Consider the following 24,441-nt stretch of genomic DNA (forward strand, 5'->3'; position numbering starts at 1 on the left):
CAGCTTCACTTTCCATCGCATAATAAAACGTTAAGTGTGCTTGGTGGTGCGAGTGGTCGAAATTTAGCATTTGCACCAAGCCATTTTTTGCCCGCGGGGGAATTGGGCAATCGCCAAAAGGGAGCGCTAATAGCAGGTCATAACGACACCCACTTTGCGTTTTTACAGCACGCCAAAGTAGGGGAGCAGTTTACTATGCAGTTACAAAGCGGGGAGTTACAGCAGTATAAAGTCACGGCGGTTGATATAATTCATCAATCGCAGCATGACTTTTTACGCACACCGGGGCTTTATTTACTTACCTGTTATCCCTTTGATGCATTAGCATCGGGCACCGATTTGAGGTTATTGGTATCGGCAGAAATATCTTCACCAGATTCACTAAGTGGTATATCAACAACAAGCTCTTGATGGCGCTGACTAACCATAACGCCAATAAATACCACAAAAATACTAAGCCACTGCCAAAGTGTAAGTACTTCTCCCAAAATAATGGCCGATAAAATAAGTGTAAAAATAGGAATTAAATTTGAATACGCCGCTGCAGTAAGCACCGATACCTTGCTAATTGCATAGTTGTACATACCGTAGCCGCCTAAAGTAACACAAGAGCCTAAATATAAAATACTCATAAGTGCCGTTAGGTCGTGTTGATTTTCGCTGGGTAGGTCAATAAAAAATAAAAAGGGGGCAAAAAACAAACTCCCGCTAATACCTTGTAATGCAATTAAAGTCAGTGGTGAATACCGGTTTGCTAAGTGCTTAATACTAACAGTATAAAATGCAGCGCACACCATAGCCATTAACTCTAAAAAGTTACCCAATATAGGATTAGGCGCTTGTTCTGAACTTGGTGAGAGCAGCGTAAGTAAAATACTGCCGCCAATACATAGCGTAAAGCCCACTACAATGGCTTTACTTATGTATTCTTTGAGCATAAAAAATGCTAAAAACGCCACTATTATTGGCAAGCATGACACAATAACACCCGCCTGAGATGCCGATGTATATTCCATTGCGTGCCCTTCAAATAAAAAGTACAAGCAAGGCTCAGCAAGCGACATGCCCACTAAATACTTCCAATCACCTTTTTGATATTCAAAGCGAATAACATAACGCCATAAACACAATGAAATAACGAGCGTAGTAAGCATACGTAAAAATATCACTAACGCTGGATCGTAAATGGCAATGGCGTATTTAAGCGCTATAAACGAACTGCCCCATAAAAAAGTGGCAATAATTAAACATAAACTGGCAGGCATAAGACGTAATTTAAACAATAAAATATAGCGCGATCCTAGCATGAATATTTTTAACTTGTTCAAAAATACCGAGCTGGTATAAGTTAAATCATAATAAAATTTTAATAGCTAAAAATAATGCAAAGGGAACAGATAATAGTTATAAAGTTAGGTACAAGCGTACTAACTGGTGGCACCGATAAACTAGATAAAGCTCATATGGTTGAGTTAGTTCGCCAATGCTGCGAGCTTAAAAAGCAGGGGCATCAGGTTGTTATGGTATCGAGCGGCGCCGTAGCTGCAGGCCGTGAGCAACTATTAAAATCCTGTGGTACGAGCTTAGCGGATAAACAAATGTTAGCCGCCATTGGGCAGGGCCAACTTATTCATATATGGCAAAGTTTGTTTGCCTTGTATGGTGTAAACGTAGGGCAAATGCTGCTAACACGCGCTGATGTTGATGACAGAGAGCGCTACTTAAACGCACGCGATACATTAACGGCCTTACTTAGTTACAACGTGGTGCCTATTATAAATGAAAACGATGCGGTGGCGACAAGCGAAATAAAAGTGGGTGATAATGATAACCTATCGGCCTTGGTGGCTATATTAGCTAATGCAGACAAATTACTATTACTTACCGATCAAGACGGCTTGTTTACCAGCGATCCGCGCACCAATGCCGATGCAAAGCTTATTGACGAAGTAACTCACATAAACGATGAACTGCGTCAACTTGCTGGTGGCAGTGGTACTAACTTAGGCACTGGCGGTATGGCAACAAAGCTGCAAGCGGCTGATATAGCAAGGCGTGCAGGCGTTGAAGTTATTATTGCCAAAGGCGCTGGCAGCAACGTTATTTTAAAATGCATGAGCGAGCAATTACCGGGTACTCGCTTTTTAAAGTTGACAGCGCCTAAAGATGGTCGCAAAAAATGGTTATTAGCCGGGCCTAAAAGTAATGGGCAAATAGCAATAGACGCAGGCGCTATTCGTGCGCTGCAAAATAATGGGGCAAGTTTATTGGCCAAAGGAGTCACTTGTGCCTTTGGGGATTTTGAGCGTGGTGATTTAATAGATTTGATTGATACAAATAACCAAGTAATTGCGCGTGGTTTAACCCGCTTTAGTCGCTCGGAGGTTAATAAAATTAAAGGCGCACATTCAAAAAATATTGCACAGTTACTTAGTTATGACGCTGGGGCAGAAGTATTGCATAGGGATGATTTGGTACTACTTTAATGCTTAGCTAAAAAGCATGTATTTTAATTAACTGTCTAATTATTTAGTAAAGTTATAGAACATGTTTATACTGGTTAAAAATTATTCAAATTGGGTGTAGCAATGCAAGCCAATTCATGTGGCCACGAGTGGGTAGTCGAACTCACTTGTCAGGAAGACGAAAGCCATTTAGATTCGGCTTTAATAGACGTGCTAGGTGACTTACTAAGCGTCGATAATTTTGCGATTTACATAAACAAGCACGTTACCTTGCAAGCCCCACCAATACTGATAAACACACACAGCAACTTAACATACCTAGAGCCCAATCAAGCCCAATTAATACTTAATAAAGCAACACCTAGTAAAACAAGGGTTATTCATACGACTGATGATGTAACAACATACATCCCGGTTAATCATAGCGATACCATTCTGGGTGTTTTAATAATTAAAACCAAGCAGTTAATAACCGATAGAATAAGTGCATTAGCGATGTACATTTTAAATGTGTATGCGAATCAATTATGGATTTTGCATAAGTCGCGGCTTGATCCTTTAACGGGGCTTTTAAATCGGCAAACCTTTGACAAAAAAGTAATGGAAATAGTCACCGGTAATGGTTTTTTATTACCCCGAGAGCAAGCACATAAAAAACGCTGTTGGTATTTAGCCATTGTTGACATTGATTTATTTAAAAATGTTAACGATACATTTGGCCATGTAGTTGGCGACGGTGTAATTGCACAAGTTGCTAAACTCATAAAAAATAATTTTAGAATTGAGGATTATGCTTTTAGATACGGAGGGGAAGAGTTTGCAATAGTGTTTCAGTCGCAAACAAATACGGATGCACTTAATGCACTCACTCGTTTACGACAGCGAGTAGCCAGTCATGATTTTGAGCACATACAGCAGTTAACAATTAGCATTGGCTTTTTAGAGCTGCAGAGCGCTGACACCGTTTCAAGCATAGTAAACCAAGCCGATATGGCGTTATATCACTCAAAAAAAACAGGACGGAATAAGGTGACATCATGTCACGAACTTACGGTCAGTAAAGAAGTCAGGATTTCTCAATAGTATTGAGCTTTTTTGATTGTAAAATTGTGCTAAAATCTGGCTCCTTAAATTGTTGTAGTCAGAGTATTAAGCATGAAATTCGTTCGTTGGTTTTTAGGTTGTATAATTTTATTCTTTAATTTTATATTTACTCCTCGTAGTAAAAAGCGTGCAAGCGAAGAGCAAGCCAAGCTTGATCTGCAAACCTCTCATTTTAAACTTTACCAATTTAAAGCATGCCCGTTTTGTGTGAAAGTACGCCGTGCTATTAAGCGCGAAGGCTTAAACATAGAAACACGCGATGCAAAAAACAATGAGCAATATCGCCAAGAGCTACTAGAACAAGGTGGCAAAATTAAAGTGCCTTGTTTACGTATAGAGCAAAATGGCCAAACTCAATGGCTTTACGAATCTAACGATATTATTGCGTACTTAAATAAAGTAGCTGCTTAAACGATTCATTTAATTTTTATCTCACTTATTTAAAGAGACATTATCATGACAATCCGTACTCGTGTTGCCCCGTCACCTACTGGTGACCCGCATCTTGGCACCGCTTATATTGCATTATTTAACTACTGTTTTGCTAAGCAGCAAGGCGGCGAATTTGTTCTTCGTATCGAAGATACAGACCAAGTACGAAGCACACCTGAGTCGGAACAAGCGATAATGGATAGCCTACGTTGGTTAGGTCTTGAGTGGGATCATGGCCCTGATGTAGGCGGTGAATTTGGCCCGTACCGTCAGTCTGAACGTAGCGATTTATATAAAAAATACGCACACCAACTTGTTGAGCAAGGCAAAGCATTTTACTGTTTTGCAACAAGCGAAGAGCTTGACCAAATGCGCGAAGAGCAAATGGCTGAAGGTCTGCGTCCTAAATACGACGGTCGTGGTTTAAACCACACAGAAGACGAAATTAAAGCTAACCTAGCTGCAGGAAAGCCTTACGTTATCCGTATGAAAATTCCAAGTGAAGGCACCTTCAAGTTTAACGACTACCTACGCGACGAAATTGAGATCCCGTGGGAAAACGTAGACATGCAAGTGCTATTAAAAGCCGATGGCTTCCCAACGTATTTCTTAGCAAATGTGGTAGACGATCACCACATGCAAATTAGCCATATTTTCCGTGGTGAAGAGTGGATTAACTCAGCACCTAAACTATTAAAGCTTTACGAAGATTTTGGTTGGGAAGCGCCAGTACTTGGGCACCTGCCACTATTACGTAACCCAGATAAGTCAAAGCTTTCTAAGCGTAAAAACCCTACAAGTATCAATTACTACAAAGAAATGGGTTACCTACCAGAAGCGGTACTTAACTACTTAGGCCGCATGGGCTGGTCAATGCCAGACGAGCGTGAAAAGTTCACACTTGATGAAATGATTGAACACTTTGACATGAAGCGTGTATCGCTTGGTGGCCCAGTATTTGACGTAGATAAGTTAAGCTGGTTGAACGGGACGTGGATCCGCGAAAACTTGACTGACGAAGAGCTTGTGCAGCGCTTTGTTGATTGGAAGTTTAACGGCGAAATGCTAGCTAAAGTATTACCAGAAGCTAAAACGCGTATTAATACGTTGTCGGATATGGTTGATTTAGCAGGTCATTTTGTAGGTGGTATTCCAACTTACGACCCAGCGCTGTTAACGGCGGGCAAAGCCGACGAAAATGTAATACGCCAAGCACTACAATTTTTTGTATGGCAATTAGAAGGCTTACGTAGTTTTGATAAGCCAGCTATTTTTGCCATTGCAAAAGAGGTTGCCACATTCCATGAGCTTAAAATTAAAGACTTTTTAGAGCCAATATTTGTAGCAATCACAGGTAAAACGTCATCGACGTCGGTACTTGATGCAATGGAAATTTTAGGCTCTGACCTATCACGTGCGCGTTTACGTGTAGCACTTGCTCATTTAGGTATTTCTAAAAAGCAGGCTAAAAATATTGAGCGTGCTTACCGCACATACCCAAGCGCATAATCTTTAGTCATACTTTTTAAAAAGCCGAGCTTATTAAATAAGCTCGGCTTTTTTGTTTTAGGGAGCCAGTGTTAATTAGTTCTGGTATTACTGCATTTATTTCAAGTCGTAAGCTTGACCAGTACAAGTAACCGAAATGTCGCAATAAGATTGAGGAGTTTCTCTACAAGAATTAATAGTAAAGGCATTACCGCCTCTGCGCATTGCATCCACTTTAAGTGAATCAATGGCACTTGATTTGGCGCGATTGTAACTAACGTTATTGTTTTCACCACGGCCATCTCCATTACAGCTCTCGCCTTTAATTCGGCCTAATAATGAAGCACCGCTTTCATGGGCTTGTTGGTCACTATAAAATTGATGCAAATCTCTTTTATTTACATAAGTACCAATTTCATCACCTAAAACATCGTTGTTTATATTGGTATGGTAAGTAACGCCAGAACACCCAGTTAGTGCAGTTAGCACACAGGTTACAGCAAAAATACGCAGCATAATGATTAATCCCTTATTTATTGTTGGCTTAAGAACAAATTATCAATAAAAACAAAAGCAAGCAAAGCAAAAGCAAAAGTAAGTTGTATCATTTTGTAAGTGATTCGACCTCTCTTTAAATTTTTTCTGGTAGTATGGGTAAGTTATAAGCAGTTTAAGCAGTGAACAAACTATGTTAAGTCCTTACTTTCAGCAGCACGCTGATTATGTTTCTATCTCTCGTGAGCAAGGGTGTCGTTTCGCAAAGTGCGTTGCAGATGATTACAATCCACTTCATGATAAAGATGCCAAAAAGTTTTGCGCGCCAGGAGACTTACTTTTTTCTTTAGTGTTAGACCGCTACGGTATAAGTGAGCGAATGGAATTTACCTTTGCTGGCATGGTTGACGAAAATACCAAACTTAACTTTCCACAAGGGGATGATGAGTTTGATGTAACCAACGGCGATAAGGTAATTTTAAAGGTAAAACGCGAAGGTAAAACCAGCAAATGCCCAACACTTACTAATAGCTTAATAAAAAACTATGTTGAGTTTTCTGGTGCAGCTTTCCCGCATGTCATTATTCCGTTAATGGGCAAGCAAGAGGTAATGATTAACCCAGCGCGCCCTATGGTTATTTACGAATCAATGATTATTAATCTTGATAACATTGAGATTAAAGCACCAACGCTTGAATTTGCAGAGCCAAGCTTTGAATATACAGGTAAGCGCGGCAAAATTACCCTGCGCTTTAACCTATTAGAAAACGGCGAAAAAGTTGGTTTTGGTGAAAAGCACATGGTGGTGTCGGGTATTCGTGAATACTGCCAAGCAACGGTTGATGACTTAATCGCATTTTATAATGAGCGGAAAGCGACCTTAAAACCAGTTTAAAATCAGCATTTAAATGAGGCGCTATTGATAGCGCCTTTTTTATTGCTAAAGCTCAGGTATAATGGCGCTCTTTGTTATTTTAAAGCTAAGCCTATGTCTGCTACATCATTTTCATCACTTAATCTCGACCCGTTATTATTAACAGCGATTGAGCAAAATAATTACACTCAGCCTACCGCAATTCAGATTAAAACTATTCCGCCAATTCTCGCGGGCAACGATGTAATGGGCAGCGCACAAACTGGCACAGGTAAAACAGCAGCCTTTGTATTGCCACTACTACATAAGCTTTTAAATACACCTAAAAAAGATGAGCCAGGCATTGCTCGAGTGGTCATTTTAACGCCTACGCGTGAGCTTGCTCAGCAAGTGTTTGCAAGCTTTGAAAAATACGCTCAAGGCAGTAATGTTCAGGGTGCTTTAGCGTATGGCGGCGCAAGTATTGGCCCGCAAATTAAAGCACTTAAAACGGCGCAAGTGATAGTGGCAACACCAGGTCGTTTGCTCGATCATATAGTTAAAGGCAGTGTGGTGCTTTCTAGTGTTGATTCATTAGTATTTGATGAAGCCGACCGCATGCTCGACATGGGCTTTATTGATGAAATAAAACGTATTTTGCGCCATATTCCGGGCGATCGCCAAACCTTATTGTTCTCAGCCACATTCGATGACAGCGTGTTTGAGCTAAGTAAAAAACTACTTAAAAACCCCGAGCTGATTGAAGTTGATAAACGTAACTCAGCCGCCGTTGAAGTAGAGCAAATTATTTACGCAGTTGATGAAGACCGTAAGCGCGAACTTGTATCGCATATGATCGGCATGAAAAATTGGCGCCAAGTACTTATATTTACGCGCACCAAACAAATGGCCGATAAGCTTGCCAAAGAAATGTGTAAAGACGGTTTAAAAACAGAATCCATTCATGGCGATAAATCGCAAGGCGCGCGAGACCGTGCACTACAAAACTTTAAAGAAGGTACTACTCGCGTATTAGTTGCCACCGATGTAGCTGCCCGTGGTTTAGATATTCCGGCGCTTAAATACGTAATTAACTTTGAATTGCCATATATAGCTGAAGATTATGTCCACCGCATAGGCCGTACGGGTCGCGCAGGCGAGCAAGGCCTTGCAATGTCGCTTGTAAGTATTGACGAGCAATGGTTACTTGAAGAAATTGAAGTATTGCTTGATACGCGTTTAGCACCACAATGGTTAGAAGGTTATGAGCCTGACTTAAACAAAGCCCCTAAAGATAACCGAAAAAACACCAATAAAGCGCGTAAAGATCGTGACAAAAAGCGTATTACAGGTAAAAGGGCACCAAGCAGACGACGAAAATAATAGCCAATAGCATGGGGCAGTTAATGCCCCATTTAGTGATAAAAATTAGTTTTTAAATAGTATTTAGCAATTTTATACACATCAGCTGCGCTTATTTTAATGGTCACTTTTACATAAAGCGGCAAAATAAATAATCCCCCCTTTAAATCGCAATACTTTGTAAGTGTTTTTTCTTCTTACAAATGTGCATTATTACAGTTTAAATCTATACTTAATCTACGACTAATAGATTGGTAGAGCGATGAAAGGTATTATTTTTACTGAATTTTTAGAAATGGTCGAAAGCACATTTTCACCTGCCGTTGCCGATCAAATTATTGAACAAAACGAACTGGATTCCAATGGGATTTACACCAGCGTTGGTAACTATAACAAGCAAGAGCTTTTAAAATTAGTGACTTCGTTGAGCAACATTGCCGATATTCCAGTAGATGTACTGGTTAAAGAGTACGGAAAATATCTGTTAACGCGCTTCTTAGTTTACTACCCACAGTTTTTTGAAAACCTCACTACCACGTTTGATTTTTTAGATACCATAGATAGACACGTGCATGTAGAAGTTGAAAAATTGTACACCGACGTTGAGTTACCTAGTTTTCAAACCAAGCGATTAAGTGATACTCAAATGCAGATGGTTTACCATTCGAGTAATCCCTTTGCAGTGCTCGCTGAGGGGTTAATAGAAGGTGCAGCCGAGCATTTTAAGGAAAATATCAGCATACGCAGCGATATCAGTGACGATCATCAAGTTGCTACATTTAACTTAACTCTGGTCGGTTAAATATGGATGTAGCTCTTTTACAGCGCAGATTAGAACGAGAGCGTTTGGCACGAAAAGAAGCTGAAAAACTACTTGAAGCCAAATCGTTACAGCTTTACGAAGCCAATAAGGTACTCAAAGGTGCGGCTGAAAATTTGGAGCAGGAGGTTGCTAACAGAACTCACGACCTTGAACTGGCTAAACAAGATGCAGAAGCTGCGAATGAGGCTAAATCAGACTTTTTAGCAAACATGAGCCATGAGATTCTCACCCCGATGAATGCCATAATAGGCATGGCTTATTTGGCTTTAGATACTGAGCTTTCGGAAAAACAGCGCGACTATGTTGAAAAAATTCATTATTCGGCAGAGTCTTTATTAGGAATAATTAATGATATTTTAGACTTTTCAAAGGTTGAAGCGGGTAAAATAGAGCTAGAACAAAAAGAATTCAATTTTAATACCTTCCTAGAAAATCTTGTAAATATTATTAGCACGCTAGCATCACAAAGAAAAATTGAAGTGGTGTTTGATATTGACCCCTTACTGCCTGACTTTTTTATTGGTGATGCATTAAGACTCAACCAAGTACTATTAAATCTGTTAAATAATGCACTTAAATTTTCAACACGGGGTAAGGTTATATTAGCTGTAAAACTAGTTCAGAAAGTAGATAGTTATTGCAGTGTTGCTTTCTCTATTTCAGATAACGGCATTGGGATGACCCAAGCACAAGTTGACTCACTATTTAAACCTTTTACTCAGGCTGACGTATCGACAACCCGAAAGTTTGGTGGAACGGGGCTTGGTTTGGTAATAAGCAAAACATTGGTCGAACTAATGCAGGGCGATATTACAGTAAACAGCAAATTAAATAAGGGGAGCTGCTTTAGTTTTACTATTCCACTCAATTATTCGACTAAGCAAAATGAGTTTGAAATATCACAAATTAGAGCCAAGCGAGCACTTGTTATTGAGAGTTCAGATAGTCAGTTAACATCATTACAAACGCTGCTTTTAGGTTTTGAAGTAAAATTTGACACTGTAAACAACATCAACCAAGTATTAGACCGGCTAGGCATTCTACATGATTACGATTTTATATTTATAGATTGGCGAACTTTAAATTTAAATCATGATAGTGCTGCGCAGTCTTTGCGCAATAAGCTTAAATTAAATGCAAAAAAGCTAATTGTAATAGCGCCTTGTGAAAATAAAGCGCTAAACGAAAGCCTACTAGGGTTTGGTAATAACACTTATAAAGTACTCATAAAACCAATAATTAAAAGTACTTTGCATAACGTACTTTTACAAATTATGCATATAAAAACACTAAAAAAACCAGAATCACAACAGAGCTTAAATACACAAAACACACTACAAAAACTGCAAGGTATTCATATTTTATTGGTTGAAGATAACCCGCTCAATCAACAAGTAGCTACACAAATACTACGTAAAAATGGCTTAATTGTTGATATTGCTAACGATGGCCTTGAGGCATTAGATGCGCTAAAACATAAAACTTACGATGGTGTGTTAATGGACTGCCAAATGCCTAGAATGGATGGTTATAACGCAGCCACAGAAATAAAAAAACAAGCAAAGTTTAAAAATTTACCCATTATTGCAATGACTGCTAATACAAGAGAAACGGATTTATTAAAGGCGCAAGACTGCGGTATGAATGGCTATATTTCAAAGCCCATTAAGGTTGAAAGTATGTTTGAAGTAATAGCAAAGTGGGTGTGTATTTAATTTTTTTGAGTTGTTTACTTAATAAGCTGGTGAGGTAAAAAAGGCAAGCATTAGCTTGCCAAGAAGGGTGTAAATTAGTTTAACTTTACGCTATTTGTTTCTCAGCTAGGTTGAGCTCCATAGTTGCTTTTAATAAACGGTATAGGTTAATTGATGCGTCAATTTCTTCTTTACGGTTTGTTAAGCTTTCAATGTTTAAACCCAGTGGCACGTCTAGGTGTGCACAGCTTTTTAAAATTGAATCGAGATTTTCGCGGCAAATACGCACCGATTCACTCAAGGTGTTGTCTGCGTCAAGCATGCGCCATTTGGTCGCCTCTGGTACTGAAATACCCAACCACTGCATAAACTCTAGGGTTTTTTCACCGCCACATGGTGTAAACGTGAGTATAATACGTTTTGGTGTAACGCCTTGTGCCTTGCAGGTACGCGCGTAACTTGTTATTAAATCAATAGTAGCTTGAGCATTATAAACCGCTTGCGATATAAAAAATTGGCAACCTTGTGTTGTTTTTTCTATTAAGCGTTCGTGTTCATTACGTTTACTTGCATGTCGCTCTGCAATGGTAACGCCTCCTAAAAAGAAGTCATCACTTTGCTTAGCTAATGTCTTATAAGCGTCAGGTAGGCTTAGTTTAATATCACCTTCCGACGATGGGCTACCTACTAAAACGACATTTTTTAAATCAAACTCGTTTTTAGTTTCATCTAGCCACTCTTTAAATTCAGCCTCACCGCGTTGCGCTACGCTTTTGTAGGTAATTACATCTAGGCGTGATAAGTCTTTTAGCAACTTACTGTACTCACGCGGATCAACCGTTTGTTTAAATGGAAACGGACGAGCCTGATTAGTACGGCTACTCTCATCTTGAATATCGTAAATTACAACACCGTCGTATTCAATTTCGTGTAAGCGGCCTAATAGTTTTTCTGCAATGGTTTTTAACTGCGCTTTATCAGTGCCTATTTTGGGTGGCGTTGTGCCAATAAGATAAACACCTTGATTAGTGTCCTCAATTTTCTCTTGAAGTGATAAAGCCATAATCCTCATTCCAGCTCAATGGTTGATAGATTTAATATAGCAGCCATTTAGACGTCTAGATAGATTTTTTAAGTGAAAGTTTTTCAAGCAACGTGAGGATTATTCATACAAAGGAGTTCCTAAATTAAGTGCATGACACAGTTGTTTACATAATAAAGCGACTGAGGGCTCTTATATTCATTGGCTTTGGGGCATAATTAGTAGTGAAATTGTAAATATTTTGACAACAACTTTGCTCAATTTACTAAAGGACAATTATGAAATTTAAATTATTAGCAACAAGCCTTGCGGTATCACTCGCTTTAACTGGCTGTGCAATGCAAAAAAATGAAACGACGCAAACAGCAAAACAAGAACAAATAAAAAAAGCTGATGACCGTGTTTTTTCACAAGATTACCTAATTGAAGAGCTTGAGAATGGCTTACGTGTAATGGTTGTAAAAACGGATTACCCTGATGTCGTTTCGCTGCAAATACCGGTTTCTGTTGGCTCGCGCAATGAAGTGGAAGCGGGTAAAACTGGTTTTGCTCATTTTTTTGAACATATGGTATTTAAAGGCTCTAAAAAATTTCCGCAAGACGAATACACCGCCATATTCAAAAATGCAGGGGTTGATAACCGTGCATACACTACCAACGATTACACTAACTACCATTTAAACTTTTCAAAGCAGCACCTTGATAAAGTACTTGAGATTGAAGCTGATATTTTCCAAAACTTAACCTACACCGAAGAGCAATTTAGAACCGAAGCATTGACGGTAAAAGGTGAGTACTTAAAAAATAACGCCAGCCCGATTCGCAAGTTATTAAGTGCTGTGCGTGCAGAGGCTTTTGAAAAGCATACTTACAAACACACCACAATGGGCTTTTTTGAAGACATAGAAGCCATGCCAGACCAAATGGCTTACGGTAAAGAGTTTTTTGATAAGTTTTATAAGCCAGAATATGTATCGCTAGTTATTGTGGGTGATGTTGACCCAAAAGCCACAATGGCAATGGTTAAAAAACACTGGGGTGGTTGGGAAAAAGGCAATTACGTTGCCGATATTAAAGCTGAGCCAAAACAGCAAGCTCCTAAATATTTGCATGAACAAAATAAAGCCTTGCCGGGGCATTGGCTATTGGTATCGTATAAAGGTGCTGCGTGGGAACCCGCTAAAAAAGACAGATCTGCACTTGATTTAATCTCGCAGCTTTATTTTTCAAGTAACTCAGATTTATATCAAGAGCTCGTTGTTGATAAACAAATAGCGAGTCAAATGTTTACTTATAATCCAGAAACCAAAGATCCAGGCTTACTGCATGTATTTGTAAAAGTAGAAAACGCTGATGATTTAGCAAAAGCGCGTGATGCAATTAACCGCACTTATGCAAAAGCCAGAACAGAATTGGTCGATGCACAAAAATTAAGTGACTTAAAGTCTAACCTTAAATATGGCTTTATTAATGGTTTAGATTCTTCGCAAGCAATTGCATCAACGCTTGCAAGTTACATGCATTTTGAACGCGATCCTGAGGTTATTAACCAGCTTTATAAGTCGGCCGACAACATCACAGCAGAAGATATTAAAGCGGTTGCTAATAAATACTTTGTAGATAACACGCGTACTACTGTAACTATGTCGGCACTTGATAAAGCACCGGGGTTTGCAGAAGAGGCGAGTTTAAGTGCAGTAGTTGCAAAACTTGAGCAAGCCCCAGAGGCACCTGTATTTAAAGTGCTTGATAAAACCAATAGCTCGCCGCTGATTGATGTAAACTTTTTATTTAATACAGGGGCTGCTGCTGATCCTCAAGGTAAAAAAGGTGTAGCCGCGCTCACCGCCGCAATGCTTGCTCAAGGTGGGTCGCAAAGCACCAGCTACAAAGAAATTCAAAAAGCGCTTTATCCGCTTGCAGGTAATTTTGGTTACCAGATTGACAAAGAAATGCTGTCGTTTCAAGGGCGTATTCATAAAGACAATGCTGAAACTTGGTATGCACTTGTAAGCGAACAATTACTTAATCCAGGCTTTAGAGACGATGACTTTAAACGCCTTAAAAAAGAAATGATCGACGGTATTAAGTCAGGATTAAAAGCATCTAACGATGAAGAGCTAGGTAAAGAAGTACTCTACAGCACGCTTTACAAAGGCCACCCATTTGAGAGCTACAACTACGGCGATATTTCTGATTTAGAAGCATTAACGCTTGATGATGTAAAAGCATTTTACAATTCAGAGCTTACTCAATCTAAACTAACACTGGGTTTAATTGGCGCCGTGCCAAACGCGCTTAAAGCAAATATTATGAGCGATTTAGCAACCTTACCTAAAGGCGAGCAAAGCCGTTTAAGTATTCCTGATGCGCCAGAGCTTAAAGGCCATCATGCAACGATTGTAGAAAAATCAGCGCAATCGACGGCAGTGTCGTTTGGCTTCCCAATTGATACTATTCGCAGCAGCGAAGATTGGACTGCCCTTTGGCTTGTGCGTTCGTACTTTGGTGAGCATCGTAGTTCTAACTCATACTTATATGAGCGAATTCGTCAAACGCGCGGTATGAATTACGGTGATTACGCATATATTGAATACTTCCCACGTGGTATGTTTCAAACTAAGCCTGATGCAAATTTAGGGCGTTCTGAGCAAATATTCCAAGTATGGTTGCGCCCACTTCGCTCTAACAACGACGCGCACTTTGCAACGCGTACCGCATTATTTGAGCTGGATAAGCTTATTAAAAACGGCTTAACAGAAAAAGACTTTGAGGCAACACGTAACTTTTTAATTAACTACGTGCCGCAGCTTGTAGCAAGTCAAAACCGCCAGCTAGGTTATGCACTTGATAGCGAATTTTATAACACTGAATCGTTTGTAAAATACGTAACAAGTAAACTTGAAAAGCTAACGCTTGCTGATGTGAATCGGGTGATTAAAGATAATCTACAAACCGATAACGTGCAGTACGTGTTTATTACCGGTGACGGTGAAGATATGAAAAAACGTTTAGTGTCAGAGCAAACATCGCCAATGGTTTACAACACAGAAAAACCAGCGGCGCTTGTTGCAGAGGATAAAGTTATTGCCGATTACGCATTAGCTATTCCGGCTAACAATATTGAAGTAGTGAAAGTTGATAGTGTTTTTAAATAAACCTTAAAAAAACGACTTGTAGATAATTAAAAGCCCCACGTTTGGGGCTTTTTTATAGCATTGAGCCAACCTTTATCCCTAACCCTAAAATTATTACTGCGCTTATTATGGCTATTAATGTGATATGGCCTCGTAATTCTTTTTCTTTACGTTCTGACATTTTTTAGCGCCTCAACTCATTATAAAAAATACAGTGATCATCCCCAATATAAAGCTGACTACTGACGATAGTGCTAAAATTGAGGTTATATTACGCGTGTTTAAAGCTGGACTAACATCGCAAGAGTTAGTGTTATCTTCAAGTTTAATTAATTCACCTTGGCGTACTTCCAATACAGCACATAAAGCCATTGTTGTTTCTTTTGATGCTGCACCTTCTTTCTCTACCCGTTGAATTGTTCTTAAACTAACATCGCAGGCGTCAGCAAGTTGCTGCTGAGTCCAATTTAACTGGCCTCTGAGTGATTTAACAGTTGTAGGATTTAATTGCACGTTAAAGCTTCCCTACAAATAGTTCAACAATGGTTGCAGTTGCATAGCCAAACACTGCACCGCCTAATGCGCAACCAGCAATAAAAAAGAAAGCCTTTTTAGGATCGTCAGGAAGACTGCATTGAATTTGTTTGGCAACGACTTTTGTATCTTTATAAAGTGTGCATTCCATTCGCCCTGTGAGTATGTTGAGCATGTCAAACTTTACTTGGTACTGTGAGTTCTCAAAATCAAAAGAGTGGGTGCTTGTGCAATTTACATTGCGCTTTTTACTAAATAAATCATCATTTATGTACACCTCTTCTTTACCAGTAAAGTAACTTCCAAAACAGGCTATTTGATTGTCGCCATCTTGAAAATAAAATTTATAGCCGAGTTTTTTAGTATTTAATATGTCGTTTTTCATCATCGTTATCCTTGTTGAGTAGATGATGCTAATTTAGCGTTTATTATTATTTTTTACGCCGTCATGAATATGCCAGTGAGCAGTTTGGCATATGACACTGTGTATGTCATGTGTGTTTAACTACTGATTTTAATGTGTTTTATTTAATTTTCGTTCAGGTTTAAAATGAGTGTTGCTGTCGTATCATTTTTATTCTTTGATTGAGTAAATAATAAATTTAAAGAAAAGTACGCATTTATTTTTGTCAAAAAAACGCTAAGTACATATACTTTCAGACAATTATTCTTATAAGTCTGAAGGTAAGCGTGCTAGATGATAAATTATTTTTAAAGTTAGTTTTGGACACTATGCCAGAGCAGGTTGTTGTAATTAATAAAGAAGGAGAAATGGTTTTTATAAATAAAGGATGGCAAAACTTTGGTGAAGAAAATGACTGCTCATGCGGTGCTTGGGAAAAAGAAAATTATTTATTTACCTGTAAAAAAGCCGCAGACAACGGTTACGAAATAGGCGAAAGGGCATTGAAGGGAATTAATGCTGTTATTAATGCAGAGCAAGAAGCGTTTTACTTAGAATACCCATGCCATAGTGATGATGAAAAACGCTGGTTTATGATGCGTGTAGTACCATTTAAGTACAGTACTGATTTTTATTATGTAATTACGCATCAAAATATTACAGAGCGAAAGCTCGCTGAAGAAGTCCAGAAACTGGCCAATATTGATGGGCTAACTGATATATTTAATCGTGGTTATTTTGATAGCTTTTTAGAGCAAGAATGGAATAGGTGCAAGCGTTTAAACATGCCTCTTTCATTGGCATTAATTGATTTAGATGACTTTAAGCTACTTAACGACACTTATGGCCATCAACAAGGTGATGAGTGTTTAAAACAAGTTGCGGCAGTCCTTAAGCAATATACAAAAAGACCCAGTGATATTTGCGCACGTTTTGGCGGAGAGGAGTTTGTACTTGTTTATGGCAACACAAACTCAGAGCAAGCTACAATAATTATTAATGCTATTGTGGAGCAGCTAAAGCAGCTTAATATTTGTAATGCGCTGTCATTACCAAGTAAAACACTTACTGTTAGTGTTGGGCTGGCAAGTGTTATTCCTTGTAACAGTTATAAAATACAAAATATGGTTAAAGAAGCCGATGACTTATTATACAAAGCAAAAACTGCGGGTAAAAATTTAGTATGTGCAGCCGATTTAACCGTGGTTGACTAAATTTTAAATACTTAGTTGTTAAATGTGCTTTGTTATACCTAATAACCAGAACAAATAACTAAGGCGTTAACACCTTGAGCTTTAAATCCGTTAGACTTAGCAAAAGGCTCTTTTTATATCAATTTAAGGCAGTTCAGTATTATGCGTCATGAAATTTGGCAACAGCTTCGAAGTGAAGCAAATGAAGTCGTCACTCGCGAACCACTTTTAGCAAGTCATGTTTATTCATGTATTTTGAACCATGAGTGTTTAGGTTCGGCGTTAAGCTTTATTGTTGCTAACAAGTTGGCCGATGCTGTTGTATCTGCATTTACTATTCGTGAATTATTCGATCAATCATTTGTAAAATGCGATCGCATGCTGTCTTTTGTCGCAGAAGACATTAAAGCTGTAAAAGATAGAGACCCTGCCGCAGAAACCTACCTGACTGTTATTTTAAATTTAAAGGGGTTTCATGCTATTCAGGCTCACCGTTTAGCTAATTGCCTATGGCAACAAAACCGTAAAGAACTGGCGCGTTTTATTCAAAGCCGTACCTCAGAGGTGTTTGGCGTAGATATTCACCCTGCGTGTCAGGTTGGTAAAGGCATAATGTTTGACCACGCAACGGGTATTGTTATTGGTGAAACGGCGGTAATTGAAGATAATGTATCAATACTGCAATCGGTTACGCTTGGCGGTACAGGTAATGAGCAGGGCGATCGTCATCCTAAAATCAGAGCGGGTGTGTTAATTGGTGCAGGCGCAAAAGTGCTGGGTAATATTGAAGTAGGCGAGGGCGCACGTATTGGTGCAGGGTCGGTGGTATTAACTGCTGTGCCACCTCATACAACGGCCGTTGGCGTACCAGCTAAAATTATTGGCAGACCTGAATGCCCGTGTCCTGCGCAAAGTATGAACCAAAACTTTTTAACCACACCAGAGCCTGAAAACGAATCACACACCAGCGCCATGCTGTAATAGCAGCTTGTATAAATAAAAATAATTTTAAAAGGAATTAAAATGAACAAAAATAGCTTATTAACACTAGGGATAGGATTTATTGCGGGTGTAGGTTTAACGTGGAGCTACTTTAATTTATCTTCAAGTGACTCAACTCCCGCAAAGGTACAGCATGCTGATACAAAGCAGCAGACCCCTCTTGTTCAGCCAGCTAAAATAAGTGAAGCAACAGCAAAGCGTGTTGTACCAGCTGCGCCTGAGCAAAGTGCTCGCTTAGAGCAAAAAGATATTTCCCCTAAACCAGATCCACAACCCCTTGATGAGCTTCCCCTAGAAGAGCAAGTTACACAGCTTAAGCTGCAATTAGCTCAGCAAAAGTCGGTAATGGAAAGTGTGGTCAAGCAGTTGCGAGCTCCAAATGATGTGCAAGCCGCTTTACAGGCACAGTTTGATGAACAACAACGTGATGAAGAGTGGGCTTATCAAACTGAAACCGCATTACAGGATTTTTTACTTACCGCAGATTTAGCATCGATACCTGATATTGTCAGCGCAGAATGTAAAACATCGGTTTGTAAATTTAAACTTGCAGCGCCAACGGATAACGATTCATTCGATCATACCCAATGGCGAGAGCTAAACGATAAGTTAATGAAGCAAAAGCTTTGGTTGCAATTTAAAAGAACAACCTCGACTTCAAGCGACACCGAACTAACGTTACTAATGGCAACAGAGCTTTAAAGCGCTGTTGACTTTACAGAGCCATCGACCAGCTCTGTAACTAAAACATCACCGGTTTTAATTTGACCCACAGATTTAACCACCTTCCCTTGTTGTGTTTTAGTGATGCTATAACCGCGTGCTAAAACATTAAGCGGGCTTACCGAATCTAGCTTACTTGCTTGTAATGCCAGGCTATTATTGGCTTGTTGTAATTGTTGTTGTATAGCTTGGTTTAATCTTGCTTGTAACTGCGACAGCTGATGAGAAGCTTGCGCTAGCTTTTTGTCGGGAGATTGACGCATTAAACGTGGCGTTAAATTATTAAGCGTGCGCTCTTGTTGGTACAACCGGCTTTGCATAGCTTGTTGTAAGGCAATACTTAACTCATCTAATCGCTGCGCTTTTTGATTTAGCTGATTGCGCGGGTGGCATAGATTTAAACGATGTTGCAATTGGGTTGCGAGTGCACGCTTATCTGCAATACTATGTTTAAATGCATTATTTAAGCGGTTAATAAGCTGGGTTACTTTGCTATGCAACTCTTGCGTGTTAGGACTGACAAGCTCAGCCGCCGCAGAGGGGGTAGGGGCCCGCATATCGGCAACATAATCACTGATTGTGGTGTCTATTTCATGGCCTACGGCACTTATAATAGGTAAATCACTGTTATGAATAGCGCGGGCGAGTTGTTCGTGGTTAAAACACCACATATCTTCAAGTGAACCACCGCCGCGCCCTAAAATAAGTATGTCTACTTCGTTGCGTGCATTGGCTAACTCTATTTGGTTAATCAAATGTATGTGGGCTTCTTTACCTTGCACCATAGCTGGGTAAATAATGACTTCTAATTGCGGTGCCCGGCGTTTAAGTACGGTTAATATATCTTTTATAGCTGCGCCCGTTGCAGAGGTTATTACACCAATACGGTTTATATTTTGCGGCAGTGGTTTTTTGTATGCAGAGCTAAACAGTCCTTCAGCAGCAAGACGCATTTTTAGCGCATCAAACTCTTGCTTGAGTTGGCCTTCGCCTGCCGGTTCCATATGTTCAACAATTAGCTGGTAATCGCCGCGGGGCTCATAAAGTGATACGCGTGCTTTTACTGTTACTTGTGCGCCGTTTTCTGGGCGGTAACTTTGGCTTCGGTTATTACCTCGCCACATAGCCGCTTTAATTTGTGCTTTGTCATCTTTTAACGAAAAATACCAATGCCCAGAAGCTGGCGCAATAAAATTAGAAATTTCACCGGTAAGCACTAATGAAGCAAAGCCTTGCTCTAGTACTGTTCTGATCTCTCTATTAAGGCGCGAGACGGTATAAACCGTTTGCGAAGGCTTTGAAAGCATAAAAAACAACCTAAAACTATTTATGAGGCAAGTTATAAGGGAAGTTTATCATAAATATTTGCGAAATATTATTTACGAATGCCTATAACGCTGTTAAAATTTGGCCGCAATTCCTTATCTTAGATCCACATGTGAGAAGTTGCCAAAATGCTTAGAATTGCTAAAGAAGCTCTTACCTTTGATGACGTACTTTTAGTACCAGGTCATTCTACTGTTTTGCCACACACGGCAAATATTTCAACTCGCTTAACGCGTGGTATCAAACTTAACTTGCCGCTTATTTCAGCATCTATGGATACTGTTACAGAAGCTCGTTTAGCTATTGCCCTTGCGCAAGAAGGTGGTCTTGGTTTTATTCATAAAAACATGACTATTGAAGAACAAGCGAAAAACGTACGTAAAGTTAAAACCTACGAAGCGGGTATTGTGTCTTACCCGGTAACAGTGACTGCTGATTTAACAATTGCAGATGCTATGGACCTTGCTGAAGAAAAAGGGTTCTCAGGCTTTCCAGTTACCGACCCAGAAAACACTTTAGTAGGTATTGTTACAAGCCGCGATATGCGTTTTGAGACAAAACTTGAACAGCCAATTTCGACTGTTATGACTAAAAAAGAAAAGCTAGTTACCGTTAAGGAAGGCGCAGCTCGCGAAGAAATTTTAGGTTTAATGCACGAACACCGCATTGAGAAGATTTTAGTTGTTGATGATGCGTTTAAACTTAAAGGCATGATCACCGTAAAAGATTATCAAAAAGCGCAAGATAAACCACATGCATGTAAAGACGAGTTAGGTCGTTTACGTGTAGGTGCTGCGGTAGGCGTTGGTGCGGGTACTGATGAGCGTATTGCTGCATTAGTTGAAGCGGGTGTTGATGTATTACTTATCGATACTTCTCATGGCCACTCTCAAGGTGTAATTGACCGCGTATCTGCAACTCGTCAGGCTTATCCAGATCTTCAAATTGTAGCGGGTAACGTTGCAACTGCTGAGGGAGCAATAGCGCTAGCTGATGCCGGTGTTGATGCAGTAAAAGTAGGGATCGGCCCTGGTTCTATTTGTACAACCCGTATTGTTACCGGTTGTGGTGTTCCACAAATCACGGCTATTTCAGATGCAGTTGATGGCTTAAAAGGCCGCGACATTCCAGTGATTGCCGATGGTGGTATTCGTTTTTCAGGCGACATTGTGAAAGCGCTTGTTGCGGGTGCATCGTGTGTAATGGTGGGCTCAATGCTCGCAGGCACCGAAGAAGCGCCTGGCGAAGTAGAACTATACCAAGGGCGTTACTACAAATCATACCGTGGTATGGGCAGCTTAGGCGCGATGGACCAAAAAGAAGGTTCATCAGATCGTTACTTCCAAAAATCAAACGAAGCTGACAAGTTAGTACCTGAAGGTATTGAAGGTCGCGTAGCGTATAAAGGGCCAATAGCGACTATTATTCACCAGCAGGTAGGTGGCCTTCGCAGCGCAATGGGCTTAACGGGTTGTGCAACAATTGAAGAGCTAAACACTAAGCCTCAGTTTGTGCGTGTTACATCTGCAGGTATGGGTGAGTCGCATGTTCATGATGTGCAAATTACTAAAGAAGCACCAAATTACCGCTTAGGTTAAACAACGACTTGAAATTACGGGGCTGGCTTTACCAGCCCTCTTTAATAGCCACTAAGCAAATTAGTGGAATTTAGCATCTACTTTACGAGATACTCCATGAGCAAAGATATTCACGATTCACGAATTCTCATTTTAGACTTTGGTTCACAATACACTCAGCTAATTGCTCGCCGTATACGCGAAATTGGTGTTTACTGTGAGCTGTGGGCATGGGATGTGACTGAAGAGCAAATTCGCGAATTTAACCCACAAGGTATTATTCTTTCTGGTGGCCCAGAGTCAACCACACTTGAAAACAGCCCGCGCGCTCCTGAGTATGTGTTTAATGCAGGCGTTCCTGTATTAGGCATTTGTTATGGCATGCAAACAATGGCTACTCAGCTTGGTGGTAGTGTTCACAGCTCTGATAAAAAAGAGTTTGGTTATGCGCAAGTTGAAAAGGTAGGCAACTGTGCATTGTTTGATGCAATTGAAGATCATATTACCGATGGCGGCAATGGTGTTTTAGACGTATGGATGAGCCACGGCGATAAAGTAATGGAAGTACCAGCAAGCTTTAGCACTACAGCTAAAACACCAACGTGTCCGCATGCTGCTATGTCTAACGAAGAAAAACGTTTTTACGGCGTACAGTTTCACCCAGAAGTAACGCACACTCATCAAGGGCAACGTTTATTAGAGCGCTTTGCTATTGATATTTGTGGTTGTGAAAAACTGTGGACTCCAGCAAAAATTATTGATGATGCCATTGAGCGCATTAAAGAAACCGTTGGCGACGACGAAGTTATCTTAGGCTTATCAGGCGGTGTTGATTCATCGGTTGTAGCTATGCTTATTCATCGTGCCATTGGTGATAGATTAACATGTGTATTTGTTGATAACGGTTTACTTCGTTTAAACGAAGGTCAGCAAGTAATGGACATGTTTGGCAACAAGTTTGGTTTAAACATTGTTAAGGTTGATGCTGAAGATCAATTTTTAGCTGACCTTGCCGGTAAGTCAGATCCAGAAGATAAGCGTAAAGCTATTGGCCATACTTTCATTAATGTATTTGATGAGCAAGCTAAAAAACTTAAGAATGCTAAATGGTTAGGTCAAGGTACCATTTACCCAGACGTTATTGAGTCAGCAGCATCTGCTACAGGTAAAGCACACGTTATCAAATCTCACCACAATGTGGGCGGATTACCAGATGACATGAAAATGGGTCTAGTTGAGCCACTTCGTGAGTTATTTAAAGATGAAGTACGTAAAATTGGTTTAGAGCTAGGTTTACCGTACGACATGCTTTACCGCCACCCATTCCCTGGTCCTGGTTTAGGTGTACGTGTACTTGGTGAAATTAAAAAAGAGTACTGTGATTTACTTCGCCGTGCAGATGCTATTTTCATTGAAGAGCTACACAAAGCCGAGCTTTATCATAAAGTAAGCCAAGCGTTTACTGTGTTCTTACCGGTTAAATCGGTAGGAGTTATGGGTGATGCACGTAAATACGATTGGGTTGTGTCACTGCGCTGTGTTGAAACTATCGACTTTATGACTGCGCGTTGGTCACATTTACCGTATGAGTTTTTGGGTGTGGTTTCTAACCGTATCATTAACGAAATTGATGGTATTTCACGCGTTGTTTACGATATTTCTGGTAAGCCACCGGCAACTATTGAGTGGGAATAATTTACCCTGCATTTAGTTATGTAAATTAAAGTGATAAAAAACGGCGAATTAGCATGCTAATTCGCCGTTTTGTTTATTTAAAAAGCAGTTAAACTAAATGTGTGATTTTTCTCTTTACCTTTAGCGAAACTTCTCTATAATTCGTCGTCATTGCAGGGGCGTAGTTCCAATTGGTAGAACAGCGGTCTCCAAAACCGACGGTTGGGAGTTCGAATCTCTCCGCCCCTGCCATTTCTTCTTTACATCGCATTTATTAATTCTTATATTATCTTACTTCCTCATTTCATCGAGTCGTTATGCATTCACGGTACGCAGCTGTTTTTGATATTGAAAATCTCGAATTAAATACTCACTTTCGACCAGTAAATACTGAACCCCTTAGAAATAATGTTGAAAAAGAATTAACGCCTGCTTCATTTGAATCCCTTGAGCTTTCTAGCCAATTACTTGCAGATATTAATCGTGCAGCAGTGCCTGTAGCTATAAATAGCGTGGTGAAAAGCAAGCACATGCAATTAACGGGTGATCAGCTTGAATTGCCATCCCCACAACTAAATGCAACCGATAAACGTGCTTTGTGGGCTTTAATAAGTGAACACCTTGATAAACTTTAAACCTGTAAATAATGATGCCGTAGAAGCGCTTATAGCTATTGAAAACGCGTGTCATAGTCATCCTTGGACTTTAAAAACGATGAGTTCATGTATTGGTGGGCGTTATTTTAATTTAGCGGCTTTTGATAGTGGCATACTCGTTGGTTTTTACATTGGTGAAAAAGCAGGGCCCGATTTTACGCTTATGGATATATGCGTGAAGCCTGAGCACCAAGGTAAGGGGATTGCTAAGCAGCTATTGAGTAAATTTATAGAGCACGGTGAACAGCAAAATGCCGAAAATTTATTTTTAGAAGTTCGAGAGTCAAATACGCGTGCAATTAAACTTTATGAGCAAGCTGGGTTTATAGAGATGTCGGTACGAAAGAATTATTACCCAAGTGATGATGCAACTAAAAACGGTTTTGAAGATGCTATTTTAATGGGTATGGCATTAAGCTTAGGGTTTATGTAATTCTTTTTAGTTGCAGGCAGCCAAC

General features: G+C 39.8%; 23 protein-coding genes and 1 tRNA gene. 18 read left to right on the plus strand and 6 right to left on the minus strand.

Annotation, left to right across the window (positions count from 1 at the left end; translation table 11 throughout):
- The first annotated feature begins 36 nt into the window (after positions 1–36).
- Positions 37–411 (plus strand): sortase, encoded by a 375-nt coding sequence (locus MTP24_RS18975; protein WP_347814588.1) that lies wholly within the window; start codon positions 37–39, stop codon positions 409–411.
- Here the strand turns inward: MTP24_RS18975 and MTP24_RS03555 are convergent.
- Complete coding sequence (locus MTP24_RS03555) at positions 306–1,265, minus strand: DMT family transporter (protein ID WP_008130411.1); 960 nt, start codon at positions 1,263–1,265, stop codon at positions 306–308. The genes MTP24_RS18975 and MTP24_RS03555 overlap by 106 nt on opposite strands.
- Before the next feature lie 117 nt (positions 1,266–1,382).
- On the opposite strand from MTP24_RS03555, the gene proB reads away from it, so the two are divergent.
- The 4 genes from proB to gltX all read left to right on the plus strand — a co-directional run bounded on the left by proB (position 1,383) and on the right by gltX (position 5,510).
- A complete protein-coding gene (gene proB, locus MTP24_RS03560) occupies positions 1,383–2,486 on the plus strand; it encodes a glutamate 5-kinase (RefSeq protein WP_243532806.1) in 1,104 nt (367 codons plus the stop codon).
- Positions 2,487–2,588: 102 nt separating this feature from the next.
- The gene (locus tag MTP24_RS03565; RefSeq protein ID WP_243532809.1) at positions 2,589–3,548 is read left to right on the plus strand and encodes a GGDEF domain-containing protein; all 960 of its coding nucleotides are present in this window, start codon (positions 2,589–2,591) and stop codon (positions 3,546–3,548) included.
- 72 nt (positions 3,549–3,620) lie between these two features.
- The gene (locus MTP24_RS03570; RefSeq protein WP_138740920.1) at positions 3,621–3,980 is read left to right on the plus strand and encodes a glutaredoxin domain-containing protein; all 360 of its coding nucleotides are present in this window, start codon (positions 3,621–3,623) and stop codon (positions 3,978–3,980) included.
- A gap of 45 nt (positions 3,981–4,025) precedes the next feature.
- Complete coding sequence (gltX, locus tag MTP24_RS03575) at positions 4,026–5,510, plus strand: glutamate--tRNA ligase (protein WP_008130406.1); 1,485 nt, start codon at positions 4,026–4,028, stop codon at positions 5,508–5,510.
- A gap of 96 nt (positions 5,511–5,606) precedes the next feature.
- Here gltX and MTP24_RS03580 read toward each other — a convergent pair whose 3' ends face one another.
- A complete protein-coding gene (locus tag MTP24_RS03580) occupies positions 5,607–6,005 on the minus strand; it encodes a hypothetical protein (RefSeq protein ID WP_243532811.1) in 399 nt (132 codons plus the stop codon).
- 172 nt (positions 6,006–6,177) lie between these two features.
- On the opposite strand from MTP24_RS03580, the gene MTP24_RS03585 reads away from it, so the two are divergent.
- The 4 genes from MTP24_RS03585 (at position 6,178) to MTP24_RS03600 (ending at position 10,737) form a co-directional block, all read left to right on the plus strand.
- Positions 6,178–6,879: a DUF3581 domain-containing protein gene (locus MTP24_RS03585; protein WP_039036485.1), complete on the plus strand. Its 702-nt coding sequence runs from the start codon at positions 6,178–6,180 to the stop codon at positions 6,877–6,879.
- Positions 6,880–6,972: 93 nt separating this feature from the next.
- A complete protein-coding gene (locus MTP24_RS03590; protein ID WP_243532812.1) occupies positions 6,973–8,220 on the plus strand; it encodes a DEAD/DEAH box helicase in 1,248 nt (415 codons plus the stop codon).
- Between the two features lie 241 nt (positions 8,221–8,461).
- Positions 8,462–9,001: a heme NO-binding domain-containing protein gene (locus MTP24_RS03595; protein WP_243532814.1), complete on the plus strand. Its 540-nt coding sequence runs from the start codon at positions 8,462–8,464 to the stop codon at positions 8,999–9,001.
- Positions 9,002–9,003: 2 nt separating this feature from the next.
- Positions 9,004–10,737 carry a response regulator gene (locus MTP24_RS03600; RefSeq protein WP_243532816.1) on the plus strand — a complete coding sequence of 578 codons (1,734 nt, stop codon included), beginning with the start codon at positions 9,004–9,006 and terminating at the stop codon, positions 10,735–10,737.
- Between the two features lie 85 nt (positions 10,738–10,822).
- Here MTP24_RS03600 and MTP24_RS03605 read toward each other — a convergent pair whose 3' ends face one another.
- Positions 10,823–11,779: a methylenetetrahydrofolate reductase gene (locus MTP24_RS03605; RefSeq protein ID WP_138741221.1), complete on the minus strand. Its 957-nt coding sequence runs from the start codon at positions 11,777–11,779 to the stop codon at positions 10,823–10,825.
- Positions 11,780–12,036: 257 nt separating this feature from the next.
- Here MTP24_RS03605 and MTP24_RS03610 point away from each other — a divergent pair, with 257 nt between their 5' ends.
- On the plus strand, positions 12,037–14,916 hold the full coding sequence (locus MTP24_RS03610; RefSeq protein WP_243532818.1) for a M16 family metallopeptidase: 2,880 nt from the start codon (positions 12,037–12,039) through the stop codon (positions 14,914–14,916).
- Between the two features lie 171 nt (positions 14,917–15,087).
- Here the strand turns inward: MTP24_RS03610 and MTP24_RS03615 are convergent, their stop codons facing one another.
- Together MTP24_RS03615 and MTP24_RS03620 are read right to left on the minus strand one after the other, a co-directional pair.
- The gene (locus MTP24_RS03615) at positions 15,088–15,408 is read right to left on the minus strand and encodes a helix-turn-helix transcriptional regulator (RefSeq protein ID WP_010555809.1); all 321 of its coding nucleotides are present in this window, start codon (positions 15,406–15,408) and stop codon (positions 15,088–15,090) included.
- Position 15,409: 1 nt separating this feature from the next.
- On the minus strand, positions 15,410–15,817 hold the full coding sequence (locus tag MTP24_RS03620) for a hypothetical protein (RefSeq protein ID WP_138527740.1): 408 nt from the start codon (positions 15,815–15,817) through the stop codon (positions 15,410–15,412).
- A 302-nt stretch (positions 15,818–16,119) separates the two neighbouring features.
- Between MTP24_RS03620 and MTP24_RS03625 the strand changes: the two genes are divergently transcribed.
- The 3 genes from MTP24_RS03625 (at position 16,120) to MTP24_RS03635 (ending at position 18,729) form a co-directional block, all read left to right on the plus strand.
- Positions 16,120–17,046 carry a sensor domain-containing diguanylate cyclase gene (locus tag MTP24_RS03625; RefSeq protein ID WP_138741223.1) on the plus strand — a complete coding sequence of 309 codons (927 nt, stop codon included), beginning with the start codon at positions 16,120–16,122 and terminating at the stop codon, positions 17,044–17,046.
- A gap of 141 nt (positions 17,047–17,187) precedes the next feature.
- Entirely contained in the window at positions 17,188–18,006 is an 819-nt protein-coding gene (cysE, locus tag MTP24_RS03630; protein WP_243532821.1) for a serine O-acetyltransferase, read from the plus strand.
- 42 nt (positions 18,007–18,048) lie between these two features.
- Entirely contained in the window at positions 18,049–18,729 is a 681-nt protein-coding gene (locus tag MTP24_RS03635) for a hypothetical protein (protein ID WP_243532823.1), read from the plus strand.
- Here the strand turns inward: MTP24_RS03635 and xseA are convergent.
- The gene (xseA, locus tag MTP24_RS03640; protein ID WP_243532826.1) at positions 18,726–20,057 is read right to left on the minus strand and encodes an exodeoxyribonuclease VII large subunit; all 1,332 of its coding nucleotides are present in this window, start codon (positions 20,055–20,057) and stop codon (positions 18,726–18,728) included. The two genes, MTP24_RS03635 and xseA, sit on opposite strands and share 4 nt — an antisense overlap.
- A gap of 147 nt (positions 20,058–20,204) precedes the next feature.
- Between xseA and guaB the strand changes: the two genes are divergently transcribed.
- The 5 genes from guaB to rimI all read left to right on the plus strand — a co-directional run bounded on the left by guaB (position 20,205) and on the right by rimI (position 24,416).
- Entirely contained in the window at positions 20,205–21,674 is a 1,470-nt protein-coding gene (gene guaB / locus MTP24_RS03645) for an IMP dehydrogenase (RefSeq protein ID WP_008130378.1), read from the plus strand.
- Between the two features lie 96 nt (positions 21,675–21,770).
- Positions 21,771–23,348: a glutamine-hydrolyzing GMP synthase gene (gene guaA, locus MTP24_RS03650; protein ID WP_039036494.1), complete on the plus strand. Its 1,578-nt coding sequence runs from the start codon at positions 21,771–21,773 to the stop codon at positions 23,346–23,348.
- A gap of 154 nt (positions 23,349–23,502) precedes the next feature.
- Positions 23,503–23,579: transfer RNA gene (locus MTP24_RS03655), tRNA-Trp, on the plus strand.
- A 65-nt stretch (positions 23,580–23,644) separates the two neighbouring features.
- Positions 23,645–23,962 (plus strand): hypothetical protein, encoded by a 318-nt coding sequence (locus tag MTP24_RS03660; protein WP_203984556.1) that lies wholly within the window; start codon positions 23,645–23,647, stop codon positions 23,960–23,962.
- Positions 23,949–24,416, plus strand: coding sequence for a ribosomal protein S18-alanine N-acetyltransferase (rimI, locus tag MTP24_RS03665; RefSeq protein WP_203987320.1), 468 nt, complete (start codon positions 23,949–23,951; stop codon positions 24,414–24,416). The genes MTP24_RS03660 and rimI overlap by 14 nt, the downstream gene beginning before the upstream one ends.
- The last annotated feature ends 25 nt before the right edge of the window (positions 24,417–24,441 follow it).

Source organism: Pseudoalteromonas sp. APM04 (assembly GCF_022809815.1).
GTDB lineage: Bacteria > Pseudomonadota > Gammaproteobacteria > Enterobacterales > Alteromonadaceae > Pseudoalteromonas > Pseudoalteromonas marina.